Source organism: Paenarthrobacter sp. TE4293 (assembly GCF_050435325.1).
Taxonomy (GTDB): Bacteria; Actinomycetota; Actinomycetes; order Actinomycetales; family Micrococcaceae; genus Arthrobacter; species Arthrobacter nitroguajacolicus_C.
In genome coordinates this window covers 49,189-63,292 of sequence record NZ_JBNJRY010000009.1, presented here as the reverse complement: position 1 = coordinate 63,292, position 14,104 = coordinate 49,189, and the positions used below count along the sequence as shown (strand labels likewise).

Here is a 14,104-nt window from a genome sequence, read left to right as displayed (position 1 = left end):
CCTTTCGGGCCACTCCACAGCGAGAAAGCATCAGAGGTGTGAACCATGGCGGCAACCCCGGATCGTGAGAAGGCGCTCGAAGCAGCGCTTGCCCAGATCGACAAGCAGTTCGGCAAAGGCTCCATCATGCGCCTGGGTGATGACACCCGCGCTCCCATCGAGGTCATCCCAACCGGCTCCATTGCACTGGATGTCGCCCTTGGTATTGGCGGACTGCCCCGTGGGAGGGTCGTGGAAATCTACGGCCCGGAATCCTCGGGTAAGACCACCGTTGCCTTGCACGCCGTTGCCAACGCCCAGCGCGCCGGCGGCATCGCAGCATTCATCGACGCCGAACACGCCCTGGACCCGGACTATGCTGCAAAGCTTGGCGTCGACACGGACGCCCTTCTGGTCTCCCAGCCGGACACCGGTGAGCAGGCCTTGGAGATCATGGACATGCTGGTGGGCTCAGGCTCCCTGGACATCGTCGTCATCGACTCCGTGGCAGCCTTGGTGCCGCGCGCGGAAATCGAAGGTGAAATGGGTGACTCCCACGTGGGTCTTCAGGCCCGCCTCATGAGCCAGGCGCTTCGCAAGATCACCGGCAGGCTCAGCCAGACCAAGACCACCGCCATTTTCATCAACCAGCTGCGTGAAAAGATCGGCGTCTTCTTCGGTTCTCCGGAGACCACCACCGGTGGTAAGGCCTTGAAGTTCTACGCCTCGGTGCGCATCGATGTCCGTCGTATCCAGACGTTGAAGGAAGGTGCGGATTCCGTCGGTAACCGCACCAAGGCAAAGATTGTCAAGAACAAGATGGCTCCGCCTTTCAAGATCGCTGAGTTCGACATCATCTACGGCCAAGGGATCTCCCGTGAGGGCGGCATCATTGACATGGGCGTCGAACACGGCATCATCAAGAAATCCGGTTCGTGGTTCACCTACGACGGCGATCAGCTTGGCCAGGGCATGGAGAACTCGCGGCGGTTCCTGCGCGATAACCCCGAGCTCGCCCAGGAGCTGGAACGCCTGATCAAGGAAAAGCTTGGCGTAGGCGTCAAGCCGGAGGAAGACTCCCCGAAGCTGAAGGCCGTTGACGGTTAGGAGAGGGCCGGACCCGGACTCGTCCGTTGCGGCTGATCCTGAACCTGATCCCGAATCCGTGGCGCGTGCCATCGTCCTGAGGCAACTGACGATGGCGCCGCGGAGCCGGCTCCAGCTGTCCCGGAAACTTGCCGAGCGGAATGTTCCTGAGGACGTCGCGGAGGCAGTCCTGGACCGTTTCGAAGAGGTTCAGCTGATTGACGACGCTGAGTTCGCCAGGATGTGGGTCCGCAGCCGCTCGCAAAGCAAGAAGCTTGCCAAGGGTGCGCTTCGCCGCGAACTGACGGATAAGGGAATCGAACTGGAGGCGGCGGAGGAAGCGTTGTCGCAGCTCACTGATCAGGACGAAGAGCAGGCTGCCCGTGACCTCGTTCAGCGCAAGCTTCGTCCGGGCGTCGATTTGTCGGATCGTGCTGAACGGGACAAATACACGCGCCGGCTGGCATCCATGCTGGCGCGCAAAGGCTATGCCCCGTCCATGGCCTTTAGAATCGTCGGCGAGGTGCTTGCGGAAGCCGGTACCCTTGAGTAGTGAGTTTGACCATTCCTTCCCCAACAGCTGCCACCACTCCTTCGGCTGAGCCCCGGACCTATCAGGTCCGCACTTTCGGCTGCCAGATGAACGTCCATGATTCGGAACGCATGGCGGGACTGCTGGAGGATGCAGGCTATGTGCCCGCCGAGGGTGAACTCGCTGACATCGTGGTTTTCAACACCTGCGCCGTTAGGGAAAATGCGGACAACAAGCTGTACGGAAACCTGGGCCAGCTCAGGCAGGTCAAGGCCGCCAACCCAGGCATGCAGATTGCTGTTGGCGGTTGCCTGGCCCAGAAGGACCGGGAAACGATCGTCAAGAAGGCGCCGTGGGTTGACGCGGTATTCGGCACCCACAATGTTGGCGCCCTGCCGGCCCTGCTGAACCGTGCACGGCACAACAACGAAGCACAGCTTGAGATCCTCGAGTCCTTGGACGTGTTTCCTTCGACCCTTCCCACCAAGCGGGATTCCGTGTATTCCGGGTGGGTGTCCATCTCCGTGGGCTGCAACAACACCTGCACGTTCTGCATCGTGCCGTCGCTCCGCGGTAAGGAAAAGGATCGCCGCCCCGGGGAGATCCTCGCCGAGATCCAGGCGCTCGTGGACGACGGTGCAGTCGAAGTGACTTTGCTCGGCCAGAACGTGAACTCCTACGGTGTGGAATTTGGGGATCGGCAGGCGTTCTCCAAGCTTTTGCGCGCCTGCGGAGAAATCGATGGCCTGGAGCGGGTCCGCTTCACCAGCCCGCACCCCGCAGCCTTCACCGACGATGTCATCGATGCCATGGCCGAGACGCCCAATGTCATGCCCCAGCTGCACATGCCGTTGCAGTCCGGCTCCGACAAGGTCCTCAAGGACATGAGGCGGTCCTACCGGTCCAGCCGGTTCCTGGGAATCCTGGACAAGGTTCGCGACCGGATTCCCAACGCCGCCATTACCACCGACATCATCGTAGGTTTCCCCGGCGAAACAGAGGACGATTTCCAAGCGACACTCGATGTCGTGGAGAAGTCCCGCTTCGCCTCCGCTTTCACCTTCCAGTACTCCAAACGGCCGGGAACACCGGCGGCTGAGCTGCCGGAGCAGCTTCCCAAGGCCGTTGTGCAGGAGCGCTTCGAGCGCCTGACAGCGCTCCAGGACCGCATCGCAGCCGAAGAGAACGCCAAGCAGTTGGGCCGCACTGTTGAAATTCTGGTGACGGCTCAATCCGGACGGAAGGCCGGGGAAACCCACCGGTTGTCCGGCCGGTCCAAGGACCAACGCCTCGTCCACTTCTCCGTGCCTGCCGGGGCCGAAGCCCCCCGCCCGGGTGATTTTGTGACTGTTACCATCACCGAGGCAGCCGCTTTCCACCTTGTGGCGGACCCGGCCAGTGCAGCGGATTATCACCTGCGCCGATCCCGCGCTGGAGATGCGTGGGATCGTTCCCAAGCCGACTCCTGTGGCGTCCCCGCTCCGGGAACAGCAGCCGGGAAGACCGGCGTGTCCTTGGGTATGCCGTCGTTGCCCGTTCGTCGCGCGTAGCGCCCGGCCAAGGATCACATGTCAGCCACCACACAGGAAAGCTTCCCGCCTGTCCTCGCAGTGATCGGCCCCACTGGTTCGGGCAAGTCGGATCTGGGCGTCAACCTGGCCCTGGCCTTGGACGGAGAGGTCATCAACGCAGATGCCCTGCAGTTCTATCGCGGTATGGACATCGGGACAGCCAAGATCAGTCTCGAAGAGCGCAGGGGCGTTCCCCACCACCTGCTGGACATCATGGACGTCACCGAGGAGGCCAGCGTCGCGGACTTCCAGGCGAACTGCCGTGCTGCCATCAGGGAGATCCATTCCCGCGGAAAGCGCGCAATCCTTGTAGGTGGATCCGGATTGTATGTCCGTGCTGCGCTGGACGTCCTCGAATTTCCCGGAACCGATCCAGGCATCCGGAAGGCCCTCGAAGAGGAGTACGAAATCCACGGCCTCGCGCCGCTGCGGGCCCGTCTTGAGGATATCGATCCTGTGTCGGCTGCCCGTTTGGGGGACGCGCGTCGAGTGATCCGCGCGCTGGAGGTGCATCAGCTCACCGGCCGTCCCTTCAGTTCGTTCATGCCCCAGCGGGAGTACTTCCAGCCGGCAGTGCAGATTGGCCTGTCGGTGGACCGGCCGGTACTGAGGGAACGGCTTGCCCTCCGGGTACACCGGATGGTGGAAGCCGGCCTGCTGGACGAGGTTGAAAGACTTGATGCTGCCGGACTCAGGGAGGGCAAGACGGCGTCCCGGGCTTTGGGATACGCCCAGTTCCTCAAAGTGCTCGACCACGAAAGCGATGTTGCCTCCGCGGCGGAGGAGACCATCGTGGCCACCAGGCAGTTCGCCAGGCGTCAGCTCACCTGGTTCCGGGCAGATCCCCGCATTTCGTGGCTTGACTGGCAGGATCCCGGCTTGGTGGACAAAGCAGCGGCTGCAGCTGCGGCGCAGCCTGCGTAATTTCGGGCCGAACCTGCGTGGCAGGTAGCCTAGTGGCATGGATGAAACCGTCGTATTTCCCGCCCAGCAGTCCACAGCTGCCGGTGCTTCCGTGCCCGCCCCGAGCCTTGCCGGTCTTGCGTTTTCAAAGGGCCATGGAACGGGCAACGACTTCGTCCTGATTGCCGATCCCGGCGATGCCCATGAGATCACGCCGGAACAGGTCGCCCAGTTGTGTGACCGCCATGTAGGCATCGGTGGAGACGGCCTGATCCGCGCCGTCCCGTCGCGGTTCCTTCCCGAGGGCCGGGACCTTCTTGAGCAGGATCCGGACGCCGAATGGTTCATGGACTACCGCAACGGCGATGGTTCCCTCTCGGAGATGTGCGGCAACGGCGTCCGCGTCTTCGTCCACTTCCTCATTGCCGAGAATCTGGTTGACCTTGGCCCGGGCGAAACCCTGACCATTGGCACCCGCGGTGGGGTCAAGAAAGTGGTTCGCACGGCCAACGGGTATGCCGTGGACATGGGACCGTGGGAGTTCATCTTCCCCAAGGAAGCCACCAGCAAGGCCATGGATGCCCTCGTTAGCGCGGACGGTTTGGAAGTAGCCCGCCCGGGCCTGTCGGTCAGCATGGGAAATCCCCACACTGTGGTTGCCCTGGCTGAACTCAAGGAACTCGCAGCTACGCAGTTGTTCAAGGCGCCGGTGGTTGATCCCAAGCCGGCCCATGGAACCAACGTCGAGTTCGTTGTTCCCGCTGAGCCGCTGGTTGAAGACGGCGTGGGCACCATCACCATGCGGGTGCATGAGCGGGGCGTGGGGGAGACCCAGTCATGCGGGACGGGCGCTTGTGCCGCGGCCGTCGCTATCCGTCACTGGGCCGGCGCCACCGCTCCGAACGACTGGCATGTCAACGTGCCCGGCGGCGTCGTGGACGTCAAATTCTTCCCCGGCGCGGGTGGCCGCGAGCATGTAGAGCTCAGCGGCCCGGCTGTCATCGTGGCTACTGGGACGCTTTCCTGACCCGGATAACCCTGAAGGACTTGGACGTGCTTTCACGGGTCACCGTGAAGCTTTTGTCCAGTTCGCCGGCGAGCCAACGCTGGAGCGAGTCCGAGCCAAGGTTCTTCTGAACCACCAGCCAGGCGTTTCCTCCGGGGGCGAGGCGCGGCAGCCACGTCAGCAGCAGGCTGTGCAGTTCGTCCTTCCCGATGCGGATCGGGGGGTTGGACCAGATGGTATCGAACTCGACGGCGGGGTCTACTTGGTGCGGCAGGCTCGCCGTGACGTTGCCCAGGCCGAGCGCGGCCGCGTTCTCGTTGGTCAGCGTGACACACCGCTCGTTGACGTCCACCGCATGCACCTTGGCATGGGGTGCCATGATTCCCAGCGTCAGGGCAATGGGCCCCCATCCGCAGCCGATGTCCAGCAGGTTCCCCTGTGGCGAGGGCGGCGGGACCTCGGAGAAGAGGATGGCGGTGCCCTTGTCCACTCCGTCGGGACTGAAGATGCCGGAAGAAGTCTGCAGGTGGCGAGTTGCGCCAGCGAGTTCCACCGTGAGGGGCTTCCTGGTGAACGGTCCGGCTGGCTGGGCGGTGAAATAGTGTGCAGACTCCATAATTTGCCAGATTAGTTTGCTATTGGCGCCATGGGAAACTGCCGGCTCCGCGGGCTGGTTTGACACCGGATGCTAATGTTGAACGCATGTTCTTGATCTTCGAGTAATAACGCCGAAACACGCCTGATTCCCCAGGCGTCACGACGGCACCGCCCGCGACGCAGGCCGGTCCTTGGCATTTCAGCCAAGCCACGGTCTTTCCGCCAGGCAGGTCCCACCGGCACTGTTCGTTGACGAGCTTCCACGTCACGGACGCATCGAAGATCACACCATCCCGTCAGGCCACTGAACCGCCCGCTCTTAGCGCGGTTCGATGACAGCGGGCGGGCGTGCGGCTTCCAGATGGCCAGTAACCTCCACGCGGATCCCACCACGCCAGATCACAGCAACGGCCCCCTTTCCAAAGGCGGCCGTTCAGCACAGGAGGCCCTCTTTGGCCCAAGCCCGTCAGCCCAGCGCGAATAGCGCCCCATCAAACAGCAAACAGCACTATTCTGGAATAGCCGAACAGTCTAAGGAGACCATGACCACCCAGAAGCACTCCGGATCCGATTCCGACGCCCAGGACATGAGTCCTGAACAAATCCAGGCCGTCATCGACCGGATTCTTTCCAAGGATGCACCTGCGCAGGCATCCGACGACAACGATGCCAACGGTGTGTTCGGCAAGGCGCAGGCGATTTCCACGCTTGACCAGGAACACAGCATTTACGACGGTGACCAAGAGGATCTGGCCGAACGACGTGCACTGCGCCGTACCGCCGGGTTGTCCACGGAACTTGAAGATGTCACTGAGGTCGAATACCGGCAGCTGCGCCTTGAGCGCGTTGTCCTCGCCGGGTTGTGGACCGAAGGAACGCTGGCCGACGCCGAGAATTCGCTGCGCGAGCTCGCTGCCCTGGCAGAGACGGCCGGCTCGGAGGTCCTGGACGGTTTGGTCCAGCGCCGCATGAAGCCGGATCCCGGGACCTTCCTGGGATCGGGCAAGGCCCAGGAGCTTAAGGACATCGTTGCTGCCACTGGTGCGGACACCGTCGTGGTGGACACAGAGCTGGCGCCGTCCCAGCGACGCGGTCTTGAGGACATTGTCAAAGTCAAGGTTGTCGACCGCACCACCCTGATTCTGGACATCTTTGCCCAGCACGCCAAGAGCCGCGAAGGCAAGGCCCAGGTTGAGCTTGCACAGCTTGAATATCTGCTCCCGCGTCTTCGTGGTTGGGGTGACTCCATGTCCCGCCAGGCCGGTGGCCAGGTGGGTGGGGCCGGTGCCGGCATGGGTTCGCGTGGTCCCGGTGAAACCAAGATCGAACTGGACCGTCGTCGCATTCGCACCCGCATGGCCAAACTTCGCCGTGAGATCGCCGCGATGAAGCCGGCCCGGGAGACCAAGCGCGCCAACCGCCGTCGAAATGCCGTTCCGTCGGTTGCCATCGCCGGGTACACAAACGCCGGCAAGTCGTCGCTCCTGAACCGCCTCACTGATGCCGGTGTCCTGGTGGAGAACGCCCTGTTCGCCACGTTGGACCCCACCGTGCGTAAGGCCCAGACTCCGGACGGTATCGGCTACACGCTGGCTGACACGGTCGGGTTCGTCCGTTCGCTGCCGACGCAGCTGATCGAGGCCTTCCGCTCCACGCTGGAGGAAGTGGCGGACGCGGACCTGATCCTTCATGTCGTCGATGCATCGCACCCCGACCCTGAGGGCCAGATTGCCGCTGTGCGGGCTGTTTTTACTGAGGTGGATGCCCGCAAGGTGCCCGAGATCATCGTCCTGAACAAGGTTGATGTCGCGGATCCCTTCGTCGTTGAACGCCTGAAGCAGAAGGAACCGCGTCACGCGGTTGTTTCAACACGCACTGGCCAAGGTATCGCCGAACTGCTGGAAGACATCAGCCAGTCCATTCCCCGCCCGGGAGTGCGCCTGGAACTGCTCATTCCTTACGACCGCGGCGAGATGATCAGCAAGCTGCACAGCTCAGACTCGGAGATCCTCAGCCTTGAGCATGAGGAAAACGGGACGCGCGTGGTTGTTATGGTGCGTGAGGGTCTGGCAGCCGAGTTGGAGTCTTTCGTCAGCAATGGTTGAGAAGGTGGCGGCGGACAACGTCGAGTCGGCAGGGGAGAAGGCGACCCTCGAGCTGTTGGACCGGGCCGTAGCCGGCATGGGCGGCCAAAGCCGTGCCGGCCAGCACGAAATGGCCAAGTATGTCACCCGGGCCATTGAGACGGGGGAACACCTGCTGGTCCAAGCGGGCACGGGCACAGGGAAGTCTTTGGCGTACCTGATCCCGTTGATCGCGCATTCGATGGACAGCGACAAACCGACCCTCGTGTCCACCGCCACCTTGGCACTCCAGACCCAGATTGTAGGCCGGGATCTGCCCCGCCTGCTCGAAACCATCAACCCTGCCCTTGAACGGCCCGTCAACGTGGCGCTCGTCAAGGGCAGGGCCAACTATGTCTGCCTGCAGAAACTTGAGGGCGGATTCCCCAGCGAAGAGCCGTCCGAAGGGCAGCTTTTCTCCCTGGGCGAGGACACCAGCGTCCCGCACTTTGCCGCCTCCATGGGCGGCCCGCAGTCCCAGCTGGGCAAGGAAGTGGTCCGCCTGCGCGAGTGGGCCGAAAAGACGACCACCGGCGACCGTGACGAACTCATGCCCGGCGTTACGGACCGCGCCTGGCGGCAGGTCTCCGTGACGTCCATGGAGTGCCTCGGCGCGCAAAAGTGTCCCCTCGCCGAAGAGTGCTTCAGCGAGCTGGCGCGGTCTCGGGCAGGGGAAGCCGACGTCGTGGTCACCAATCACGCGATGCTGGCCGTCAGTGCCTTTGAAGGCCTGGCTGTGTTGCCTGAGTACGACGTCGTGGTGGTCGATGAAGCACACGAATTGCAGGACCGCGTGACCGGTGCGGTCTCAGGCCAACTGTCTGTTGCCATGGTCCACGCAGCGGCTTCCAGCGCCCGCAAGCACACCGCGATTACGGTGGATGCCCTCAACGCAGCGGCCGAGCGACTGGACATGGCCATCGCCGGGGTGCCGAACGGGCTGCTGCCCAGCGGACTCAACGACGAACAGCTCGATTGCCTGGACCAGTTGCGGGACGCCACGCGCGCGGCCCTTTCCGATTCGAAGACCGACTCTTCCACCGCGGTCGACGGCGGTCGCCAACTGGCGCGCTCACGGCTCATGCTCATTCTCGAGTTGTGTGAGCGGATGCTGGCCGCGAAGGAGAACCGTGAAGTGGTGTGGTTTTCCCGTAACAGCACCTTCGACCCGCAGCAGGGCTACTCGCAACCCGACGAGACCGCCCCTGCGCTGATCAACATCGCACCACTGAGTGTGGCAGGACGCCTGCGTGAAGGCCTTTTTGCCGGTCATACCGTGGTACTCACCTCGGCAACGCTGGCGATCGGCTCGGCTTTTGAACCGGCAGCCGGTGGTCTGGGCCTGATCGGCGATGGCGCCCCCAGCTGGACGGGAATCGATGTTGGATCGCCGTTCGACTACCCCAAACAGGGGGTGTTGTATGTGGCGAAGCATCTGCCCAAGCCCGGCCGGGGCACCTCTCCCGAAGCCCTCGATGAGCTGGAAGACCTCATCCGCGCCTCCGGAGGGGGAGCGCTGTGCCTCTTTTCGTCGCGGCGCGCTGCCGAGGAGGCGGCCGATGCCATGCGGCTGCGCCTCGACGTCGACATTCTCTGCCAGGGTGAGTCCACCATGGCAGCCCTGGTGAAGCAGTTCGCCGACGAACCCGATACCTGCCTGTTCGGCACGATGTCGCTGTGGCAGGGCGTGGACGTTCCCGGCGGCTCCTGCCGTCTGGTGGTTATCGACCGCATTCCGTTCCCGCGTCCGGACGACCCCCTGATGACTGCCCGCTCACGCGCTGTGGCCCAGTCGGGAGGAAACGGATTCATGGCCGTGTCTGCCACGCACGCGGCTATCCGGTTGGCCCAGGGCGCAGGCCGCCTGATCCGATCCACGGGGGACAAAGGGGTTGTGGCAGTGCTTGATTCGCGGCTCTCGACAGAGCGCTACGGAGGCTTCCTGAGGGCCGCCCTGCCGCCATTTTGGGCGACGACGGACCGGGCAGTGGTGCGGGGAGTACTGGAGCGCCTGGGGTCAGCCAAGGCCTCCTAGGCCAGGGGGCCGTCTGTCTCCCTAAAGGGAACGCAGGACTGACACGACCTTGCCCATGATGGTGGCTTGGTCGCCAAGGATGGGTTCGTACTGGGTGTTCTGGGGGAGCAGCCACGTGTGGCCGTCGCGCTGGCGGAAAGTCTTGACCGTAGCCTCGTCGTCCAGCAGCGCGGCAACAATGTCACCGTTGATGGCGTCGTTCTGTCGTCGGACAACCACCCAGTCGCCGTCGCAAATCGCGGCGTCGATCATAGAATCACCTGCGACCTTCAGCATGAACAATTCGCCGTGTCCGACGAGTTGCCGGGGCAGAGGGAGCACGTCTTCCACCGTCTGGTCGGCCAGGATGGGACCGCCGGCCGCGATGCGTCCTACCAGGGGGACCATGGCGGTGTCGCTGGCACTGGCGAGCTCGGTCACGGCAAGGCCACCGGTACTGCGAAGAGTCGTGGGTGCTTCCACTCCCGGGATGGGGCCGCCATCGAGGGTCAACGGCATGAGGACTTCCATGGCCCGGGGGCGCTTGGGATCCCGGCGGAGGTAACCGAGCTTCTCCAGCTGGGAAAGCTGATGCGTAACACTCGACAGACTTGCCAGGCCCACGGTGTCGCCGATTTCGCGCATGCTGGGTGGGTACCCGTTGTCATTGACGGACCGCTGGATGGTTTCCAGGATCTTTTTCTGCCGAACGGTCAGGCTCTTGGGGCTCTTCTGAGGCTGTTGGCTCCGCAGGGGTGCCCCGCCGCCGGTGGCTTTCGCTGCCATGTTCGCCAATGCCTTTCCATTCCGCCCCGGAGTGTGCCCGGGGTTGTCGGGTCCGTAAAAAATGTCAGACCCTCCTGTTCCACTGAAACAGTGCTGTTTCTTCACTCAAACGTAGGGCAGCCACAGGCGTTTATCAAACATTTGTTCTAGCGAGTCTCGACACCGTTCGTTGATAAGTGCTAAAAATGTCTTAGCAAGGTTCGAATATGTGTTCTATAAATCCGAACGTGGAGCTGGATGTTCGAACTCGATGTTCGAACATCCGGTGCCGGGGGAGGGAACACACAGAATTGGCAGCCATGTACCGGGACCCGGCGCAAGGCAATAGCTCAGAAGGGCTCAGCTCATGTCCGCAATCACTACGTTCGCTGATTTTCGCACCACCCAGGCACCTGTGCGCCTGCGTCTCACCCGGCGGGGACGGATCGTCTTCTTCGGGATTCCTGCCATGCTGCTGGTGGCTGCGCTCCTGAGCCTTGCCGGTTTCATCACCTCGCCGGCAAAAGCCTCGGACTCGCAGGCGCAGCTCCGGCCGCCGGTGGCTGTGACAGTGACTGTACAGCCGGGACAGTCGCTGTGGGGTATCGCAGGCGCAGCTGCTCCTGAGCGTGATCCCCGGGATGTCATTGCCGAGATCATCCAGCTTAACGACCTTCGCGGAGGGCGTATCCAGCCCGGTCAGCAGCTGTTCGTGCCCGCAAACTAGGCCATTCGGTCGTCGTGGAACGGCCGGCCCGGCGTCACAGTTAGTCGGCAGTCCCGGCGGCCCCTTAAACTGGGTTGGTGAGTGACCAGCTTGAGCGACTTGACCGACTTCCCCTTCGGACCAACCTGCGTGGATTGAGCCCCTACGGCGCACCGCAGCTTGATGTCCCTATTCTGCTCAACGTCAACGAGAACACCCATGGCGTCCCCGCTGATGTCCAGGCGGCCATCACGGAAGCTGTCGCGGCCGCGGCCACTGGACTCAACCGCTACCCGGACCGGGAGTTTACGGAGCTCCGCACATCCTTGGCTGAGTATCTTGGCCACAGTCTCACCCCCGATAACATCTGGGCGGCCAACGGCTCCAATGAGGTTCTGCAGCAGATCCTCCAAGCCTTCGGCGGACCCGGTCGTAAGGCCCTGGGATTCCCTCCCACGTACTCCATGTACCCGCTCCTGGCCAGCGGCACGGATACCGAATACCTCCGCGGAGTCAGGGCTGACGACTACGGCCTGGACGCGGCCTCCGCTGCGGCGCAGGTGCGCGAAACCGGAGCGAACATCGTTTTCCTGTGTTCGCCCAACAATCCCACGGGAACGGGCCTGGGCCTGGATGTTGTTGAGGCTGTGTACGAGGCCGGCGAAGCCAGCCAGGCCATAGTGATCGTGGACGAGGCGTACCACGAGTTCGCCCACGACAACACGCCCAGCGCCCTGACGTTGTTGCCTGGACGCGAGCGTCTGATTGTCTCGCGCACCATGAGCAAGGCCTTCGCGCTTGCGGGCGCCCGCTTGGGCTATATGGCTGCCGCCCCCGAAGTCACCGATGCCATCCGGCTGGTCCGCCTTCCCTACCACCTGTCGGCCGTGACGCAGGCAACCGCCTTGGCGGCACTGAACCACCGCGAGGCGCTGATGGCCGACGTCGAAGACATCAAAGTCCAACGCGACCGCATTGTGACCGAACTCCTGCGCATGGGTCTCAAGCCTGCGGCTTCGGACTCCAACTACGTGTTCTTTGGTGGGTTGGAGAATCCGCACGCGATCTGGCAGGGCCTGCTGGACGCGGGCGTGCTGATCCGCGATGTCGGTATTCCAGGTCACTTGAGGGTCACTGCTGGAACCGAGAAGGAAACCACGGCCTTCCTTGAGGCGCTCGAAGCGCTGTTGGACAGCCCGGCGTCCCAGCCCGCCTAAACTTGTTGATAGACCCACCCCACTCTTCGTGTATAAGGACGTCCCAATGAGCGAAACCGGCGTTACGCCGTCCGCTGCCCGCACCGCGCGCATGGAGCGCACCACCAGTGAATCCTCCGTCCTGGTGGAGATCAACCTCGACGGGTCCGGTGTCTCGGACATCAGCACTTCCGTGCCGTTCTATGACCACATGCTGACGGCGCTGTGCAAGCACTCCCTGATTGACATGACGGTCAAGGCCACCGGTGATACGCACATCGATGCCCACCACACCGTGGAAGACGTTGCCATCACCTTCGGGGAAGTCCTGCGCACCGCTTTGGGCAACAAGGCCGGCATCCGCCGCTTCGGCGAAGCCACGGTTCCATTGGACGAAGCCTTGGCCCACGCCGTCGTGGATGTTTCCGGCCGGCCGTACCTGGTGCACGGCGGAGAGCCGGCGGGCCAGGAGTACCACCTGATCGGTGGACACTTCACGGGTTCCCTGACGCGCCACGTTTTTGAGGCCATTACTTTGCACGCCGGAATCTGCCTGCACATGAACGTTCTGGCCGGCCGCGATCCCCACCACATTGTGGAAGCGCAGTTCAAGGCCTTTGCCCGGGCACTTCGTGCTGCCGTGGAATCCGACCCCAGGGTCGAGGGAATTCCTTCCACCAAGGGGGCGCTGTGAGTGGCCAGGTCCTCAGGGACGGCGCCGTGACCGACGCCATTGCTTCGGTCAAGCCTGAGTCCCCGGAGGGCAAGCCCACGGTTACAGTGCTCGATTACGGTTCGGGCAACGTCCGTTCAGCCGTCAGGGCGCTTGAACGCGCCGGTGCGCACGTGGTGCTGAGCTCCAAGCCGGAAGATGTGCTTAACGCTGACGGATTGGTCGTTCCCGGGGTTGGGGCTTTCGAGACGGTCATGAAGGAACTCAAGGCCGTGGATGGCATCCGCATGATCGGACGCCGCGTCGCCGGAGGCCGCCCTGTGCTGGCCATCTGTGTCGGATTGCAGGTCCTTTTCGAAGCCGGTGTCGAGCACGGCACCGAGTCCGAAGGCATGGCTGAGTGGCCCGGCAAGGTTGAACTCCTTCCGGCTCCCGTGGTCCCGCACATGGGATGGAACACCGTAGACGTCCCCGAAGGTTCCAAGCTTTTCGCAGGCGTCGAACAGGAGCGCTTCTACTTCGTGCACTCCTACGGTGTGCAGGACTGGAATTTCGATGTCGTGCAGCCCCGCATGGCCCCGCCCATGGTGACGTGGTCCGAGCACGGTGCACGGTTCATCGCCGCCGTGGAAAACGGCCCGCTGTGCGCCACGCAGTTCCACCCGGAGAAATCAGGGGACGCCGGTGCGCGGCTCCTGAAGAACTGGGTCGATGGCCTGAAGAAGCCCGCCACAGCTGCGGAATCAACGGGAAGCGGTACCGCCTGAATGTGGTCTGTAGTCCTTATGGGCCTTGCCGGTGTGCTGGTCGGCGGCGGCATTTCCTTCCATCAGCAGAAGAAGCCCCGCTGGGTTTCCATCTCCTTCTATGCGCTGGCCGGGATGTCCCTGCTGGCCGCCTACCTCTTGACGCTGCCCGGTAACTGAACCGGTCACCGAAGCCCGCGTCCCCCT

General features: G+C 63.2%; 14 protein-coding genes. 12 read left to right on the top strand and 2 right to left on the bottom strand.

Annotated elements, in window-relative coordinates; genetic code table 11:
* The first annotated feature begins 45 nt into the window (after nucleotides 1–45).
* The 5 genes from recA to dapF are packed head-to-tail and all read left to right on the top strand — an operon-like array spanning nucleotide 46 to nucleotide 5,098.
* The gene (gene recA / locus QF015_RS17640; protein WP_090822488.1) at nucleotides 46–1,086 is read left to right on the top strand and encodes a recombinase RecA; all 1,041 of its coding nucleotides are present in this window, start codon (nucleotides 46–48) and stop codon (nucleotides 1,084–1,086) included.
* The gene (locus tag QF015_RS17635; protein ID WP_310201195.1) at nucleotides 1,076–1,618 is read left to right on the top strand and encodes a regulatory protein RecX; all 543 of its coding nucleotides are present in this window, start codon (nucleotides 1,076–1,078) and stop codon (nucleotides 1,616–1,618) included. The genes recA and QF015_RS17635 overlap by 11 nt, the downstream gene beginning before the upstream one ends.
* Nucleotides 1,618–3,147, top strand: a complete 1,530-nt coding sequence (gene miaB / locus QF015_RS17630; protein ID WP_310201193.1) for a tRNA (N6-isopentenyl adenosine(37)-C2)-methylthiotransferase MiaB — start codon at nucleotides 1,618–1,620, stop codon at nucleotides 3,145–3,147. Before QF015_RS17635 ends, miaB begins: the two co-directional genes overlap by 1 nt.
* A gap of 18 nt (nucleotides 3,148–3,165) precedes the next feature.
* A complete protein-coding gene (gene miaA, locus QF015_RS17625; RefSeq protein WP_310201191.1) occupies nucleotides 3,166–4,092 on the top strand; it encodes a tRNA (adenosine(37)-N6)-dimethylallyltransferase MiaA in 927 nt (308 codons plus the stop codon).
* Nucleotides 4,093–4,129: 37 nt separating this feature from the next.
* Nucleotides 4,130–5,098 carry a diaminopimelate epimerase gene (dapF, locus tag QF015_RS17620; protein WP_429390311.1) on the top strand — a complete coding sequence of 323 codons (969 nt, stop codon included), beginning with the start codon at nucleotides 4,130–4,132 and terminating at the stop codon, nucleotides 5,096–5,098.
* Here dapF and QF015_RS17615 read toward each other — a convergent pair.
* Nucleotides 5,079–5,693: a class I SAM-dependent methyltransferase gene (locus QF015_RS17615; RefSeq protein WP_310201188.1), complete on the bottom strand. Its 615-nt coding sequence runs from the start codon at nucleotides 5,691–5,693 to the stop codon at nucleotides 5,079–5,081. The two genes, dapF and QF015_RS17615, sit on opposite strands and share 20 nt — an antisense overlap.
* A 523-nt stretch (nucleotides 5,694–6,216) precedes the next feature.
* Between QF015_RS17615 and hflX the strand changes: the two genes are divergently transcribed.
* Both hflX and QF015_RS17605 read left to right on the top strand, forming a co-directional pair.
* A complete protein-coding gene (gene hflX / locus QF015_RS17610; RefSeq protein ID WP_429390310.1) occupies nucleotides 6,217–7,779 on the top strand; it encodes a GTPase HflX in 1,563 nt (520 codons plus the stop codon).
* On the top strand, nucleotides 7,772–9,832 hold the full coding sequence (locus tag QF015_RS17605; RefSeq protein ID WP_429390309.1) for an ATP-dependent DNA helicase: 2,061 nt from the start codon (nucleotides 7,772–7,774) through the stop codon (nucleotides 9,830–9,832). Before hflX ends, QF015_RS17605 begins: the two co-directional genes overlap by 8 nt.
* Nucleotides 9,833–9,853: 21 nt before the next feature.
* Here the strand turns inward: QF015_RS17605 and lexA are convergent, their stop codons facing one another.
* Complete coding sequence (lexA, locus tag QF015_RS17600) at nucleotides 9,854–10,597, bottom strand: transcriptional repressor LexA (protein ID WP_310201181.1); 744 nt, start codon at nucleotides 10,595–10,597, stop codon at nucleotides 9,854–9,856.
* A gap of 346 nt (nucleotides 10,598–10,943) precedes the next feature.
* Between lexA and QF015_RS17595 the strand changes: the two genes are divergently transcribed.
* From QF015_RS17595 to QF015_RS17575, 5 genes are all read left to right on the top strand, one after another.
* Nucleotides 10,944–11,303, top strand: a complete 360-nt coding sequence (locus QF015_RS17595) for a LysM peptidoglycan-binding domain-containing protein (RefSeq protein WP_310201179.1) — start codon at nucleotides 10,944–10,946, stop codon at nucleotides 11,301–11,303.
* 77 nt (nucleotides 11,304–11,380) lie between these two features.
* A complete protein-coding gene (locus QF015_RS17590; RefSeq protein ID WP_429390308.1) occupies nucleotides 11,381–12,499 on the top strand; it encodes a histidinol-phosphate transaminase in 1,119 nt (372 codons plus the stop codon).
* Nucleotides 12,500–12,545: 46 nt separating this feature from the next.
* A complete protein-coding gene (hisB, locus tag QF015_RS17585; RefSeq protein WP_310201177.1) occupies nucleotides 12,546–13,172 on the top strand; it encodes an imidazoleglycerol-phosphate dehydratase HisB in 627 nt (208 codons plus the stop codon).
* Nucleotides 13,169–13,918 carry an imidazole glycerol phosphate synthase subunit HisH gene (gene hisH, locus QF015_RS17580; RefSeq protein ID WP_310201175.1) on the top strand — a complete coding sequence of 250 codons (750 nt, stop codon included), beginning with the start codon at nucleotides 13,169–13,171 and terminating at the stop codon, nucleotides 13,916–13,918. The genes hisB and hisH overlap by 4 nt, the downstream gene beginning before the upstream one ends.
* On the top strand, nucleotides 13,919–14,077 hold the full coding sequence (locus tag QF015_RS17575; protein WP_310201174.1) for a hypothetical protein: 159 nt from the start codon (nucleotides 13,919–13,921) through the stop codon (nucleotides 14,075–14,077).
* Nucleotides 14,078–14,104 lie beyond the last annotated feature (27 nt).

Excerpts from the sequence above, each read along its gene's own strand:
- recA (WP_090822488.1), top strand. The coding sequence starts at position 46 with ATGGCGGCAACCCCGGATCGTGAGAAGGCGCTCGAAGCAGCGCTTGCC.
- miaA (WP_310201191.1), top strand. The coding sequence starts at position 3,166 with ATGTCAGCCACCACACAGGAAAGCTTCCCGCCTGTCCTCGCAGTGATC.
- dapF (WP_429390311.1), top strand. The coding sequence starts at position 4,130 with ATGGATGAAACCGTCGTATTTCCCGCCCAGCAGTCCACAGCTGCCGGT.
- QF015_RS17615 (WP_310201188.1), bottom strand. The coding sequence starts at position 5,693 with ATGGAGTCTGCACACTATTTCACCGCCCAGCCAGCCGGACCGTTCACC.
- hflX (WP_429390310.1), top strand. The coding sequence starts at position 6,217 with ATGACCACCCAGAAGCACTCCGGATCCGATTCCGACGCCCAGGACATG.
- QF015_RS17605 (WP_429390309.1), top strand. The coding sequence starts at position 7,772 with ATGGTTGAGAAGGTGGCGGCGGACAACGTCGAGTCGGCAGGGGAGAAG.
- lexA (WP_310201181.1), bottom strand. The coding sequence starts at position 10,597 with ATGGCAGCGAAAGCCACCGGCGGCGGGGCACCCCTGCGGAGCCAACAG.
- QF015_RS17595 (WP_310201179.1), top strand. The coding sequence starts at position 10,944 with ATGTCCGCAATCACTACGTTCGCTGATTTTCGCACCACCCAGGCACCT.
- hisB (WP_310201177.1), top strand. The coding sequence starts at position 12,546 with ATGAGCGAAACCGGCGTTACGCCGTCCGCTGCCCGCACCGCGCGCATG.
- QF015_RS17575 (WP_310201174.1), top strand. The coding sequence starts at position 13,919 with ATGTGGTCTGTAGTCCTTATGGGCCTTGCCGGTGTGCTGGTCGGCGGC.